Source organism: Pseudoclavibacter sp. RFBB5 (assembly GCF_002931555.1).
In the GTDB taxonomy this organism is placed as follows: domain Bacteria; phylum Actinomycetota; class Actinomycetes; order Actinomycetales; family Microbacteriaceae; genus Pseudoclavibacter.
The window spans coordinates 170457-184285 of the sequence record NZ_PSTZ01000006.1 but is presented as its reverse complement, the minus strand read 5'-3'; the positions used below and the strand labels follow the sequence as shown (position 1 = coordinate 184285).

The 13829-nt window shown below is 68.4% G+C and carries 11 protein-coding genes; 8 read left to right on the top strand and 3 right to left on the bottom strand.

The window, feature by feature from the left end:
* The first annotated feature begins 102 nt into the window (after positions 1–102).
* The gene (locus C5B97_RS07365) at positions 103–624 is read left to right on the top strand and encodes a metallophosphoesterase (protein WP_104311459.1); all 522 of its coding nucleotides are present in this window, start codon (positions 103–105) and stop codon (positions 622–624) included.
* Here C5B97_RS07365 and C5B97_RS07360 read toward each other — a convergent pair.
* Complete coding sequence (locus C5B97_RS07360) at positions 621–2072, bottom strand: helix-turn-helix transcriptional regulator (protein WP_258068062.1); 1452 nt, start codon at positions 2070–2072, stop codon at positions 621–623. The genes C5B97_RS07365 and C5B97_RS07360 overlap by 4 nt on opposite strands.
* A gap of 231 nt (positions 2073–2303) precedes the next feature.
* Between C5B97_RS07360 and C5B97_RS07355 the strand changes: the two genes are divergently transcribed.
* Positions 2304–4184, top strand: coding sequence for a phosphoenolpyruvate carboxykinase (GTP) (locus tag C5B97_RS07355; protein WP_258068061.1), 1881 nt, complete (start codon positions 2304–2306; stop codon positions 4182–4184).
* A gap of 94 nt (positions 4185–4278) precedes the next feature.
* Here C5B97_RS07355 and C5B97_RS07350 read toward each other — a convergent pair whose 3' ends face one another.
* The gene (locus C5B97_RS07350) at positions 4279–5016 is read right to left on the bottom strand and encodes a hypothetical protein (protein ID WP_104311456.1); all 738 of its coding nucleotides are present in this window, start codon (positions 5014–5016) and stop codon (positions 4279–4281) included.
* Between the two features lie 333 nt (positions 5017–5349).
* Between C5B97_RS07350 and C5B97_RS07345 the strand changes: the two genes are divergently transcribed.
* The 6 genes from C5B97_RS07345 to C5B97_RS07320 all read left to right on the top strand — a co-directional run bounded on the left by C5B97_RS07345 (position 5350) and on the right by C5B97_RS07320 (position 12925).
* Positions 5350–6201 (top strand): AraC family transcriptional regulator, encoded by an 852-nt coding sequence (locus C5B97_RS07345; RefSeq protein WP_104311455.1) that lies wholly within the window; start codon positions 5350–5352, stop codon positions 6199–6201.
* A gap of 94 nt (positions 6202–6295) precedes the next feature.
* The gene (gene valS, locus C5B97_RS07340; protein WP_104311454.1) at positions 6296–8923 is read left to right on the top strand and encodes a valine--tRNA ligase; all 2628 of its coding nucleotides are present in this window, start codon (positions 6296–6298) and stop codon (positions 8921–8923) included.
* 66 nt (positions 8924–8989) lie between these two features.
* The gene (locus C5B97_RS07335) at positions 8990–9517 is read left to right on the top strand and encodes a hypothetical protein (RefSeq protein ID WP_104311453.1); all 528 of its coding nucleotides are present in this window, start codon (positions 8990–8992) and stop codon (positions 9515–9517) included.
* A gap of 2 nt (positions 9518–9519) precedes the next feature.
* Entirely contained in the window at positions 9520–9861 is a 342-nt protein-coding gene (locus C5B97_RS07330) for a hypothetical protein (RefSeq protein WP_104311452.1), read from the top strand.
* A gap of 67 nt (positions 9862–9928) precedes the next feature.
* Positions 9929–12019, top strand: a complete 2091-nt coding sequence (locus C5B97_RS07325) for a M3 family metallopeptidase (RefSeq protein ID WP_104311451.1) — start codon at positions 9929–9931, stop codon at positions 12017–12019.
* Positions 12020–12058: 39 nt separating this feature from the next.
* Entirely contained in the window at positions 12059–12925 is an 867-nt protein-coding gene (locus tag C5B97_RS07320) for a phosphotransferase family protein (RefSeq protein WP_104311450.1), read from the top strand.
* A gap of 23 nt (positions 12926–12948) precedes the next feature.
* On the opposite strand, the gene C5B97_RS07315 is transcribed toward C5B97_RS07320, so the two are convergent.
* Entirely contained in the window at positions 12949–13644 is a 696-nt protein-coding gene (locus tag C5B97_RS07315) for a class I SAM-dependent methyltransferase (protein ID WP_104311449.1), read from the bottom strand.
* Positions 13645–13829: the final 185 nt, after the last annotated feature.

Here is a 13829-nt window from a genome sequence, read left to right as displayed (position 1 = left end):
CTATGGTCGCGCGTCACGCGGCAACACGGAGCATCCCTCACACCTCAGCGGGGGTTTTCCCCCAGAACGCGCGCGTCTTGCTTCACCTGGGAGCATGAGTGCATGCCCCTCGACCTCGTGCTCATCGCCGACACTCACCTGCCGAAGCGCGCCAAGGCCCTCCCCGACGCGCTGTGGACGGCGATCGAGGGGGCGGATGTCGTGTTCCACGCGGGCGACTGGGTCGACCTCGCGACGCTCGACGAGCTCGAGGCCCGGGCACGCCGCGTCATCGGCGTCTGGGGCAACAACGACGGGCCGGAGCTGCGGGACCGCCTCCCTGACGTCGCGCGGGTCGAGCTCGATGGCGTCCGTTTCGCGATGACCCACGAGACCGGGCAGAAGACGGGCCGGGAGCGCCGCATGGACGCCGCATTCCCCGACGCCGACGTGCTGGTCTTCGGGCACAGCCACATCCCGTGGGACACGGTCACCCCGAACGGCCTTCGCCTGCTCAACCCCGGCTCCCCCACGGACCGGCGACGCCAGCCGCGGGTGACCTACCTGACCGCGAGGGTGGAGAGGGGCAGGCTCACGCAGGTGATGCTGCGGGATGCGCGCACCGGCGAGGCTGTTCCCGTCTAGGCGTCGGCGGTCGCGCGGTCCGCGTCGATGTCGTGGCGCTCGAGAAACTCGAACACCTCGCGCTGGTCGACACCCGGGAAGTCACCCGTCGGGAGCGGCGAGAAGACGTGCGCGTGCACGCGCGCGCTCGGCCAGGCCTTGGCCGCCCACCGCTCGCTCAGGTCGCTGCTCGGCGTACGGCAGCACGCGCCGTCCGGGCAGGTCGAGGATGCGCGCTGCTTGGTGTCGCGTCCGCGGAACCACCGCGCCTCATCGAAGGGCACCCCGATTGTGATCGAGAACTCCCCAGCGTCGGCGTGCCCGGTCTGCGTCGAGCACCAGAACGTGCCAGCCGGGGTGTCCGTGTACTGGTAGGTCTCCGTGGTGCGGTTCGTCCGCGCGAGCGAGCTGACCGCCGAGAACTTGCGGCACACGAACTGGCCCTCGACGGAGCCCGTCACGTCCTGCGGCAGCGGCAGCCCGTCGTTCTCGTACGCCTTCGAGATGGACCCCTTGTCGTCGACGCGCAGGAAGTGCAGCTTCACGTCGAGGTGCGAGGTGAGCAGGTTCGTCATGCGCAGCGCTGCGGCCTCGTGGGTCACGCCGAACGCATCCCGGAAGTCCTCGACGGCCATGTCGCGGCGCTCCTTCGCGTCGCGGAGGAACGCGACTGAGCGCGCCTCCGGCATCAGGCAGGCCGCCGCGAAGTAGTTGATCTCCAGGCGCTGGCGCAGGAAGTCGGCGTAGTCCTCGGGACGCCGGTGCCCGAGCACGCGGTGCGCCATGGCCTGCAGCGCCATGGCACGCAGCCCGTGGCCACCGGGGATGGAGGCGGGCGGCAGGTAGATGCGCCCGTTCTCGAGGTCGGTGATGGAGCGCGTCGACCGGGGCAGGTCGTTGACGTAGATGAGCTGGAAGCCCAGATGGTCGGCCATCTTGCCGACCGAATGGTGCATGAGGGCCCCGCGGGTGTGGTCGACCCGACTCAGCAGCTCGTCGGCGAGCTTGTCGAGGTCGGGCATGTAGTTGTCGTGGGCGCGCATCGCGAGGCGCAGCTCAGTGTTGGCCCGGCGCGCTTCCTCCGGGGTCGCGCTCGCCTCGGTCTGACGGCGAACGATCTCGCTGTGCATGCCCGCGAGCGCACGGAGCACCTCGTCGGAGAGCGCCTTCGTGGAGGGGATGCGCGGCAGCCCGAGCTCCCGGTAGACGGACGAGCTCTGAGCCCGCTCGACCTCGATCTCGAGGCGCGAGCGATCGTCGGGTGGCGTGTTCGCGAGCATCTCGCTGAGCTCGACGTCGAAGGCGTCGGCGAGCTGCTGCAGCACGGAGAGCTTCGGCTCGCGCTTGCCGTTCTCGATGAGCGACAGCTGGCTCGCGAGCAGGCCGGTCTTCTCGCCGAGGGCCTCGAGCGTCAGCGAGCGCTCCTTGCGGTAGTAGCGGATGCGCCGCCCGAGCAGGAGGGAGTCCACGGCGCCACCTTTCCCTTTGGTTGCTGACGATTTTTGCGCAGCGGGGAAAGGACCGAGTCCGCTCATGGGTGCCTCCGGGCATCTGAATTGCTGATGTGTGAAATTTTGCCATTTTTCCCGGCCAATCTCCATCCCCGGGCGTACCCAGCAGGTCAACACTGGGGGTACGACGCCATGTACGCATGCTGACCGGAGAACGCCAGCATGCAGAACAGTGAAAGCAGCTTCGAAATGACTGAACACGCACACGACCACCTCGACGTCCCGCAGCGGGCCGCGAACCCGGAAGTCAACGACTGGGTGCGCGAGATCGCGGCACTGACGAAGCCCAGCCGCATCGTCTGGTGCGATGGATCGCAGGCCGAGATCGACGCCCTCACCGCTGAGATGGTCGAAGCAGGCACGCTCATCAAGCTCAACGAAGAGCTCCGCCCCGGCTCGTACCTCGCCCGCTCGGACGCCGGCGATGTCGCCCGCGTCGAGAGCCGCACCTACATCTGCTCGGAGAAGGAAGAAGACGCCGGGCCCACGAACAACTGGCGCGCGCCTGGCGAGATGAAGGCCGAGCTCAGCGGTCTCTTCGACGGCTCCATGCGCGGCCGCCCCATGTACGTCGTGCCGTTCGCGATGGGCCCCCTCGGCGGCGCCATCACGCAGTACGGCGTCGAGATCACCGACTCCCCGTACGTCGTGCTGTCGATGGCGCTCATGACGCGCTCCGGCGACGGCGCCCTCGAGCACCTCACCCCCGGCCGCGACTGGGTCAAGGCCCTGCACTCGGTGGGCTTCCCGCTGGAGTTCGAGGACGGCACGAGCCGCCCGGACGTGGCCTGGCCGCACAACGAGTCGAAGTACATCACCCACTTCCCCGAGACGCGCGAGATCATCTCGTACGGCTCCGGATACGGCGGCAACGCGCTGCTCGGCAAGAAGTGCTTCGCGCTGCGCATCGCCTCGGCCATGGGCCACGACGAAGGCTGGATGGCCGAGCACATGCTCCTCATCCAGGTCACGAGCCCCGAAGGAAAGACGTACACGCTCACGGGCGCCTTCCCGTCGGCGACCGGCAAGACGAACTTCGCGATGATGAAGCCCAAGCTCGACGGCTGGAAGGTCGAGACGCTCGGTGACGACATCGTGTGGATGCGCAAGGCGGCCGACGGTCGCCTCAACGCCATCAACCCGGAGTTCGGCTTCTTCGGCGTCGCACCCGGCACCGGCTACGACACCAACCCCGTCGCGATGGAGACCATCACGACGAACACCATCTTCACGAACGTCGCGCTCACCGACGACGGTGACGTGTGGTGGGAGGGCATGACCGAGGAGGCTCCCGCGCACCTCATCGACTGGCAGGGCAACGACTGGACCCCGGAGTCCGGGACCAAGGCCGCGCATCCGAACGCCCGCTTCACGGTGCGCGCCTCGCAGTGCCCGACCCTCTCCCCCGCCTGGGAGGCCCCGGACGGCGTGCCCGTCGACGCGATCCTCTTCGGCGGCCGCCGCGCGAGCAACGTGCCGCTCGTCTTCGAGTCGAAGGACTGGAAGCACGGCTGCTTCCTCGGCGCGACGCTCGCGAGCGAGCAGACCGCTGCCGCGGAAGGGCCTGTCGGCATCCTGCGCCGCGACCCGTTCGCCATGCAGCCCTTCGCGGGCTACCACATGGCCGATTACTGGGGCCACTGGCTCGACACCGGGGCTGACCTCGGCGACAAGGCCCCGCGCATCTTCCAGGTCAACTGGTTCCGCAAGGACCAGGACGGCAAGTTCCTGTGGCCAGGATTCGGCGAGAACGTGCGCGCCGTCAAGTGGATCATCGACCGGCTCGAGAACCGTGCCGACTCGATCGAGAGCCCCATCGGCCAGCTGCCGGTGACGGGCGACATCGACATCTCGGGCCTCGAGAGCTTCGACCCGGCCGCCCTCGAGGAGATCTTCACGGTCGATCCCGCGTCGTGGCTCGTCGAGGTCGGCGTGACGCGCGAGTACTTCGACAGCATCGGCGAGAAGGTTCCCGACGAGCTGTACACGGAGCTCGACGCCGTGCACGCCGCACTGGACGCGGCCGCCACCTCCACCACCACCCAGACCAAGGCCCCCATCGGGGCCTGACCGACGGCGGCGAGCGGGACTCCGACCACTCGCCGCAAGATGTGCCCCTCCGCGCGCGCGTGGCGCGGAGGGGCGCACAACTCCCAGAGAACCGCTACGGCGCAGTCGGCATGGGACACGGCGACGTGGCCGTCGCCATGCGCAGGCCGGGCCACCAGAGCGTCAGCTCGTAGGGGTTGCTCGTGGGCGTGTAGTTCCAGATGCTGATGCTCCTCGACGCCTGGCCCGCCGCGGAGACCGTCAGCGTGGTCCGGGTGCTGTCGTCCTGTCCCTTTCGCAGGTACCCCCAGAACCCGTTGTAGCCGATGAGCTGCGAGTTCGATCCGCTCGTCGCGCATCGGTACGCCGTTCCCGTGCCACCGTCGAGGGCGATGAAGCCCTTCGAGTCCGTCTTGAGCGTGATGGAGCGGAGGTTGTTCGGACTTCCGTCGTTCCAGGCGGTCGATTCCGAGACGCACGGGTTCTTCACGAACCAGAACTGCTTCTCCTTGCCGCTGATCGTGAACGTCACGCTGGTGTTGGCGAGCGCCTTGCCATTGGCGTCGCCGAGTGTCATGGAGATGCCGTCTGCGATCCACCCGTTGTACTGCTTCTGATCGCCGCTGTATGAGCACGTCGGCGCTGCCACCGAGCTTCCCGAGCTCGACCCGCGGAAGGTATTGTCCGGGGTCCGGTAGTGGTTCCATTCGCTGTTCCACTCGGTGTGCGTCGCCGTGACCGTGATGCCGGGCGGAACCTTCGTCGAAGCGGCGACCAGCGGCGCCCCGACGGCCGTCGCCAGCACGGGGATCGTCCATGCCGCCCCCTGGAGGACGACGCGCCGGGGAGTCACCCCCGGGTTCTCCCCTGTCCGTGCATTCTGCGTGTTCTCTGCTGCCAAGTTCCTGCCCCTGCTCTCGTCCTGCCGCATCCCCCTGGATGAGCCACGCGGAAGCCTCTCCCCGACGAATGCCCGCACTCGCGGATTCCGGGGTAGAGTTCGGCTTTCGACATGCCATTCCGCGCATTCCGGCAATCACATAACGCGTGAGAACACGCCGTAGTCCACCGCAGTAGTCCATTCCGAGGTAGCCCTTTGTTCGCGCTCTGCACCCCCAGCGCCGTCGACGCTCTCCGCCCGGACGGCTCCCGCCGGGAGCTTCGAGGCACCCCGACAAGCCTGGAAATGCGAGGCCAGACCGCCCTCTCGGCCCTCGCCGCGGCGGGGTGGTCCTGCCGAACCCGAGGTGAGATCGCCATCGCAGGCGACACCTTCCAGGGCGGGTCGCTGCACCTCGCGCGACACTGGCACACACCGGGCGAATTCGGCGAAACTTCACCAGCCACCACCCGCAGCTCGCTCACCCTGTTCGTCGAGGGAGCAGGCCGGATCCGGATGGCCGACGTAGAGCACCGGTACGCCCCCGGGAGCCTCGTCATCCGGCGCGCGCAGGACCCGCTCGTCTACCTCGCCGACTCGCCGAGCGCTTTCGTGACCGTCCGCTCGGCATCCATCGACCACGCGATGGCAGGCCAGGCCCGGACCGAGGGCATCGTGCGCGACGACGACAGCGATGCGCGCTCCGTCACGACTCGGCTCGTGCTGGACCTCGTGAACTCGCTCCTGAACTCGTCGATCTCCGCGGGACAGCCAGGGTTCGCCGGCGCCTCCCGCGCCGTCGACGCCCTCACGGAAGCGCTCATCGCCGTCAGCATCCCCGCTCCGGCACCCACCTCCGACCTCGTCGAGCGAGCTCGTCTCCACATCGCACAGCACGCGCGCGAGCAGTCACTCACCGTCGCCAAGCTCGCATCCGCGGTCAACGTGTCCGCGCGCTGGCTGCAGGAGGAGTTCAACCGGGCAGGGCTCAACCCGAGCCAGGAGATCCGGCGAGAACGGCTTCTCCTCGTCGAACGGACCCTCGAGTCGGCTCACCTCGACGAGATGAGCCAGCTGACGGCGATCGTGCTGGCGTGCGGGTTCTCCTCGGTCCGCGCCTTCAGACGAGCCAAGGAATCGCTCGGCCGCTCCGAGTGACGCGCCCGGCGCAGGCCGCCGAGAGCCGCTACCCTAGATGGGTTCACAACAGGCACCCCAGACTCGGTGCCGCCCACATCGACACGGAGTGTGCATGTCCAGCTCGCCCTCAGTTCCTCCTTCTTCCTCGACTCAGGGCATTCCAGACAAGCCCGTCCTCGAGGGCCTCGAAGTCAAGTGGGGTGAGCGCTGGGAGAACTCCGGCACCTACCGCTTCGACCGCGACGGCGCGACGCGCGACGACATCTACTCGATCGACACGCCTCCGCCGACCGCATCGGGCTCGCTCCACGTCGGACACGTCTTCTCCTACACGCACACCGACGTCGTCGCGCGCTTCCAGCGCATGAGCGGCAAGCGCGTCTTCTACCCGATGGGCTGGGACGACAACGGCCTCCCCACCGAGCGCCGCGTGCAGAACTACTACGGCGTTCGGTGCGACCCGTCGTTGCCGTACGTCGCCGACTTCACGCCCCCGCACGAGGGTGGCGACGGCAAGAGCATCAAGGCCGCCGACCAGCAGCCGATCTCGCGCCGCAACTTCATCCAGCTCTGCGAGCAGCTCACCATCGAAGACGAGAAGGCCTTCGAAGAGCTGTGGCGCCAGCTCGGCCTCTCCGTCGACTGGACCCAGAGCTACCGCACGATCGACGACTCCTCGCGCCGCAAGAGCCAGCTCGGCTTCCTCCGCAACCTCGAACGCGGCGAGGCCTACCAGGACCAGGCACCCACGCTGTGGGACATCACGTTCCGCACCGCCGTCGCACAGGCCGAACTCGAGGACCGCGACCAGCCGGGCGCCTACCACCGCATCGGCTTCGCGCGCGAGGGCGGCGAGCCCATCTTCATCGAGACCACCCGCCCAGAGCTCCTCCCCGCCTGCGTGGCCCTCGTCGCGCATCCCGACGACGAGCGCTACCAGCCGCTCTTCGGCACGACCGTCACGACGCCCCTCTTCGGCGTCGAGGTGCCCGTGCTCGCGCATCCCCTCGCGCAGAAGGACAAGGGAAGCGGCATCGCGATGATCTGCACCTTCGGCGACGTCACCGACGTGATCTGGTGGCGCGAGCTGAAGCTCCCCAACCGCACCGTGCTCGGCAAGGACGGCCGCCTCATCGCCGACGCCCCCGAGGCCATCACGAGCGAAGCTGGCAAGGCCGCCTACGCCGAGCTCGCCGGCAAGACCGTGTTCAGCGCCAAGAAGGCGGTCGTCGAGCTGCTGCAGGCCTCCGGTGACCTGGTCGGCGACCCGAAGCCCATCCAGCACCCCGTCAAGTTCTTCGAGAAGGGCGACCGCCCCCTCGAGATCGTCTCGACGCGCCAGTGGTACGTGAAGAACGGCGCGACCGACCCAGCCCTCAAGGCCCGCCTCATCGAGCTCGGCCGCGAGATCGCGTTCTGGCCCGACTTCATGCGCGTGCGCTACGAGAACTGGGTCGAGGGCCTCTCTGGCGACTGGCTCATCTCGCGCCAGCGCTTCTTCGGCGTGCCGATCCCCGTCTGGTACCCCATCGATGCGGACGGCGAAGTGCAGTTCGAGTCGCCCATCACTCCGGATGCGGCGCAGCTGCCCGTCGACCCGTCGTCCGACGTGCCGAACGGCTACACCGAGGAGCAGCGCGGAGTGGCCGGCGGGTTCCTCGGCGAGGTCGACGTCATGGACACGTGGATGACCTCCTCCCTCACACCGCAGCTCGCCGGTGGCTGGGAGTCGGACGAGGAGCTCTTCGGGCTCGTCTTCCCCTACGACCTGCGCCCGCAGGGCCAGGACATCATCCGCACGTGGCTCTTCTCGACGGTGCTCCGCGCGCAGCTCGAGCACGGCGTCGCGCCCTGGTCGAATGCCACGATCTCCGGCTTCATCGTCGACCCCGACCGCAAGAAGATGTCGAAGTCGAAGGGCAACGTCGTCACGCCCGCCGACATGCTCGAGGCCCACGGCTCCGACGCGGTCCGCTACTGGGCGGCCTCCAGCCGCCTCGGCACCGACGCGGCGTTCGACCCGAAGAACCCGACGCAGATCAAGATCGGCCGCCGACTTGCGATCAAGGTGCTCAACGCGTCAAAGCTCGTGCTCGGTTATGGCGATCACGTGGGCGAGGTCACCGAGCCGCTCGACCGCTCGATGCTCGCCGAGCTGAACCGTGTCGTCACCGAGGCGACCAAGGCGTTCTCCGAGTACAACCACGCCCGCGCGCTCGAGGTCACGGAGACGTTCTTCTGGACGTTCTGCGACGACTACCTCGAGCTCGTCAAGGAGCGCGCGTACGGTGCAGGCGACGACGCGGCGGCCCAGGCCTCCGCCGTCACCGCCATGCGCTCCGCGATCGACGTGCTGCTGCGACTCTTCGCCCCGTTCATCCCGTTCGCGACCGCCGAGTCGTGGTCGTGGTGGCACGACTCCGAGCTGCACACCGCAGCCTGGCCCACCGCCGCCGACCTCACGGCGGCCGGTGACCAGGACGGTTCGCTGCTCGCGCTGACGAGTACCGCCCTCACGAGCATCCGCGGCGCGAAGACCGCTGCGAAGGCCTCTCAGAAGACGCCGGTCGCCAGCGCGGTCATCGCGGCTCCCGAGGAGTCGGTGGCCCTGCTTCGCCTCGCTTCCGCGGATCTCCGCCACGTCGGCCGCATCGAGCAGCTCGATTTCGCGGTTGCCGAGACACTCGAGGTGCGGGATATCGAACTGCTCGTCGCCCCGCAGACCGAGGCGTCGTCGTAGGCTGGGGGTTCCCCCAAGTCTGAGTGCAGCAGCGACATCAGTGACAGAAGAGGAGTCAGGGCCGGCATGACAGTTCCTGAAAAGGCCAAGCCCCGCAAGCGCACGCGGGACCGTGCCGCGGCGCGCCCCAGCATCGAGGTGCGGGCCATGGGCCCAACCGACTACTTCGTCTGGCAGCCGCTGTTCGCACAGCACGTGGATGCGCTCGGCGAGAGCTCGAACGACGGCCGCGCGCTCGGCGTCTGGCGTCACGTCGCGAGCAAGACGGGCAACCTCGAGGGCATGATCGCGTTCGTCGAGGGCGATCCGCGCGGGTACGTGCTGTTCCGCGAACGACTCGACATCCGCGGCGCTCGCACGGTGCTGAACATCGAGGCCAAGTACTCGGGTGCCGACTCGAACCGCGCGGCGGTCAACGAGGAGCTGCTCGGTGCGGTGTTCGCGGCGGCCGCGAAGCGTGGCTTCGACGCGATCTCGTGGCTCGTCGATGCTGAAGACGAGGTCGGCCTGCAGCAGTCCGCCCGCATGGGCAGCCGCAGCGACGAGGTCCGCTTCGAGATCTCCGTCGACTCGCGTCAGCAGAACGAGGGCTAGGCATGCTCATCGGTGAGCGGTGGCGGGCGGGCTCCGTCCCGCCGCGCTCGCTGGAGAAGTACCCGGAGTTCCTGGAGGCATGCTCAGCTCAGGAGCAGGTGCTCGCGTCGAGCGTCGACGACGTGTCGAAGCTCTGGTGGACCCTGACCTGGCTCGAGGGCCGGCCCGTCGCCGAGCTCGACCACGGCCCGCGGGTCGCGCTCCGCGCGGACGGCTCAGTGCAGGTAAGCGGCGCCGAAGAGCCGGCCGGCGCTGGCATGGGCATCGCCGATGGAGACTCGCACGAGCACGACGTCTTCGACGAAGACGACGACCTCTTCCCGGAGCCAGCGCCCCGCGCGTAGCGGCGTCCGCTGAGCGCGGACAGCCGATGCGCGTGCCGTGTCGGTGGTCCCGCCTAGGGTTGAGAGCATGACCCAGACCGTGCAGCTCGACGCCGAGAACCCGTTCGCCACCCCCAGCGCGCTCCCCTTCCAGTTGCCGCCGTTCGGAGACGTGCGCGAGGAGCACTTCCTGCCCGCGTTCGAAGCTGGCATGGCTGAGCAGCTCGCGGAGGTCCAGGCGATCACGGCGAACACCGAGGCGCCGACCTTCGCGAACACGGTCGAAGCGCTCGAGCGCTCCGGCCAGCTCCTCGAGCGCACCGCCGCCGTCTTCTTCACGCTCAGCTCTGGCGACGCGACCCCCGGCATCGACGCGATCGAGGCGGAGATCGGGCCACGCCTGACGGCCCACGAGGACTCGATCACGCTCAACCGCGCGCTGTTCGCGCGCATCCAGTCGGTGCACGACAGCCGTCAGGAAGCCGGGCTCACCGATGAGCAGCGATTCCTCGTCGAGAAGCTGCACCGCAACGCGAGTCTCGCGGGTGCCGGCCTCGACGACCCGTCTTCGGCTCGCCTGCGTGAGCTCAACGGTCGCCTGGCGGAACTCGAGGTGCAGTTCGACCAGAAGCTGCAGGCCGACAGCAACGCACTGGCCCTGGTCGTCGACTCCCCCGAGGAGCTCGCCGGACTCGACGAGAGCGCCATCTCGGCCGCATCCGCCGCGGCCGAGGCCCGCGGACTGTCCGGCAAGTACCTGATCTCGCTCGTGCTCTTCACAGGGCACCCTTTGCTTTCGACGCTCACGAACCGCGAGACCCGTCGCAAGCTCTTCGAGGCTTCGTCCGCGCGGGGCAGCCGCGGAGGCGACCACGACACCCGGGCGACGGCGCTCGAGATGGTGCGCGTGCGCGCCGAACGAGCCCGACTCCTCGGCTTCGAGAACCATGCTGAGGCCGCGGCCGCGAAGTCGACCGCGGGCAGCGCATCCGCGATTCGCGCGCGCCTCGAACAGCTCTCCACTCCGGCCGCCGCGAACGCGCGCCGCGAGCAGGAGGTGCTGCAGGCCACGATCGACGCCGAGCAGGCGGCAATCGGCGAGCCGAGCTTCGCGCTCGAGCCGTGGGACTGGGCGTTCTACACCGAGAAGGTGCGCGCCCGCGACTACGCGGTCGACACCTCGCAGATGCGGCCCTTCTTCGAGGCCACGGCAGTGCTCGAGAACGGCGTCTTCTTCGCCGCCAATCGCCTCTTCGGTATCACCTTCACGCAGCGGCCCGAGCTTCGCGGCCACCACGCCGACGCCGTGGTGTATGAGGTGAGCAACGAGGACGGAACCGAGGTCGGGCTGTTCTCGCTCGACCTGTACACGCGCGACTCCAAGCGCGGCGGCGCGTGGATGAACTCGGTGATCCAGCAGAACCGTCTGCTCGGCGAGCCGACGGTTGTGCTCAACACGCTCAACGTGCCGAAGCCCGCCGAGGGTTCGCCGACGCTGCTCACGTTCGACGAGGTCGAGACGCTGTTCCACGAGTTCGGGCACGCGCTGCACGGCCTGTTCGCGCTGGTCGGCTACCCGAGCCTCGGCGGCACGAACGTGCCGCGCGACTTCGTCGAGTACCCCAGCCAGGTCAACGAGATGTGGATGCTGTGGCCGGAGGTGCTGCGCAACTACGCGAAGCACCACGTGACGGGTGAGCCGTTGTCGGAGGAGCTCGTCGAGCGTCTGCTCGACTCGGCGTCGTTCAACGAGGGCTTCGGCACGAGCGAGTACCTCGCAGCATCGGTCATCGACCTCGAGTGGCACTCGCTATCGCCGGAGGAGGCCGCCGAGATCAGCGACGTTGAGGCGTTCGAGCAGCAGGTGCTTCAGCGCTACGGCCTCGACCTGCCCGCAGTGCCGCCGCGCTACACGCTCCCCTACTTCCAGCACATCTTTGCGGGCGGGTACAGCGCCGGCTACTACGGCTACATCTGGAGCGAGGTGCTCGATGCGGCGACGGTCGACTGGTTCGCGGAGCAGGCGGAGGTCGACGGCGGCCTCCGCGCTGCCGGCGAGCGGTTCCGCCGCAGCATCCTCGAGCCGGGCGGCTCCCGGGATGCGATGTCGCTGGTCGACGATCTGCTCGGCGGCCCCGCCCCCATCGAGCCGCTGCTCAAGCGGCGCGGGCTGCAGTAGCTGGCGGTGCTCAGAACAGCAGAGTGAGGGCATGAGGGCATGTTCGACACCGCCTACTCCGCTCAGACGCCGGATGCCATCCGGGCTGCCGCGCGTGCAGCTCTCGATGCAGCGGGTCGAGGGTCCGATCCGTCATCCTGGACCCTGGTCGAACACGGCTCCTCGAACGTCGTCGTCCTCACGGGTGACTCGGCCGTTCGCGTCGCACGTTCCAGTCGGGCGGCAACCGAGAGTCGACGCGCTCAGCGCCTCATCGACGCACTGCCCGACCTCCCTTTCGCTGTCCCTCGATCCCTGAGCCCTGCGGTTGAGGTGAACGGTGTGACGGCGATCGTGCAGGCACGCATCCATGGCTCCCCGCACGAACCGGGGAGCGGCGACCCGGCTGCAGTCGCAGGGCTTCTCGAGGCGATCAGGACCGTGCCGATAGCAGGCATCGCACCGTATCTCGCCGCTCCCCGAGCGTTCATGGGTGGCGAGTCGTGGCACGAGCGAATGCACCGAGACGTCATCCCGCTCCTGCTCCGCAGCGTCCGAGACGAGGCTCGCCGTCGCGTCGACGCGCTCGCGCAACTCGAAGTTGTACCGCCCGCACTGACCCACGGTGATCTCGCTGGGGCCAACGTGCTCTGGCATGACGGCCGCGTTGCCGGCGTCCTCGACTGGGACCTCGCCACCGCCCACGACACGGCGGACGACATCGCCTCGCTCGCGAGCTGGCACGGCTGGGAGAGCGTCGCCGCGTCCGCAAACGCCGACGATCTGCGTCGCGCCCGAGTCATCGCCGTGACTCACATCCTGCAACCCATCGCATTCTCGCTCATCGAAGGACGCCCGGCGGAGGAAGTCAGCCGAGGGGTCCAACGCGCGAATGCTCGGTTGAGTACACGAGCGATCACACGCTGACCGAACGCTGAATCGCGGTTGGCCTACCGCTCCAAGGCGAAGAATATGAAGCTCAGGAACGCTGTCCGGTCGCCAAGATGCGATGGGATGAGCTCCGCCGGCGTATCCGCAGCGAACGGCGGCTCGGCGACCGTCACGATGCTGAAGCCGGCCTCGACGAAGGCATCTGTCATCGCGTGGAGGGGCCGGTGCCAGTACGTCAGCTCGACCTCGGTGCCGTTGAAGGTCGAGGTCGACGTCCAGGCTTCGGTCCGGAAGTAGTCCCGCTCCGGGAACATCAGGCGGTAGACGAACGGATGATGCACGGAGATGGTCAACCGACCGCCGGGCTCCAGGACGCGGTGGAGCTCGGTCAGAGCCGGACCCCAGTCTTCGAGGTAATGGAGCACCAGGGACGCGGCGACGAGGTCGAAGCACCCGTCCGAATACGGAAGCGGTCTCCCAAGGTCAGCCACCTGCAGGTCGACGGTGTCGCCGAGCCGCCGCTGAGCGATCGTGATCATCTCCGAGCTCGCGTCGAAGCCCGCGAGGGTCGCGCCGCGGGCCGCCAGCTCGGCCGCAAGCGGGCCCGCTCCGCATCCGGCATCGAGCACGCGTGCGCCGCGTACGTCGCCGAGGAGTGTGAGCATCGCCGGCCGCTCGTAGTAGCTGTTCACGAGGTTGCGCTCGTTGTCGGTCGCATAGTCGGAAGCGAACGTGTCGTAGTGGCCGGGTTCCATATGTCCCATCCTGCACGAGCACGGGACACGAGCTCCCGGCCCGTCCGCAGGGACCGCTCACAGGATTCAGCGGCTACGAAGCGCAAGGACGCGAGGCAGATCAAGGCGTGCCCTGTCCGCGACGCGCGGCGATAGGACTCGGCAGACAGGAAGTGGAGTCTCTGAGGCGGCGCCCAGAGCGACAT

Excerpts from the sequence above, each read along its gene's own strand:
- C5B97_RS07365 (WP_104311459.1), top strand. The coding sequence starts at position 103 with ATGCCCCTCGACCTCGTGCTCATCGCCGACACTCACCTGCCGAAGCGC.
- C5B97_RS07355 (WP_258068061.1), top strand. The coding sequence starts at position 2,304 with ATGACTGAACACGCACACGACCACCTCGACGTCCCGCAGCGGGCCGCG.
- C5B97_RS07345 (WP_104311455.1), top strand. The coding sequence starts at position 5,350 with ATGCGAGGCCAGACCGCCCTCTCGGCCCTCGCCGCGGCGGGGTGGTCC.
- valS (WP_104311454.1), top strand. The coding sequence starts at position 6,296 with ATGTCCAGCTCGCCCTCAGTTCCTCCTTCTTCCTCGACTCAGGGCATT.
- C5B97_RS07335 (WP_104311453.1), top strand. The coding sequence starts at position 8,990 with ATGACAGTTCCTGAAAAGGCCAAGCCCCGCAAGCGCACGCGGGACCGT.
- C5B97_RS07330 (WP_104311452.1), top strand. The coding sequence starts at position 9,520 with ATGCTCATCGGTGAGCGGTGGCGGGCGGGCTCCGTCCCGCCGCGCTCG.
- C5B97_RS07325 (WP_104311451.1), top strand. The coding sequence starts at position 9,929 with ATGACCCAGACCGTGCAGCTCGACGCCGAGAACCCGTTCGCCACCCCC.
- C5B97_RS07320 (WP_104311450.1), top strand. The coding sequence starts at position 12,059 with ATGTTCGACACCGCCTACTCCGCTCAGACGCCGGATGCCATCCGGGCT.
- C5B97_RS07315 (WP_104311449.1), bottom strand. The coding sequence starts at position 13,644 with ATGGAACCCGGCCACTACGACACGTTCGCTTCCGACTATGCGACCGAC.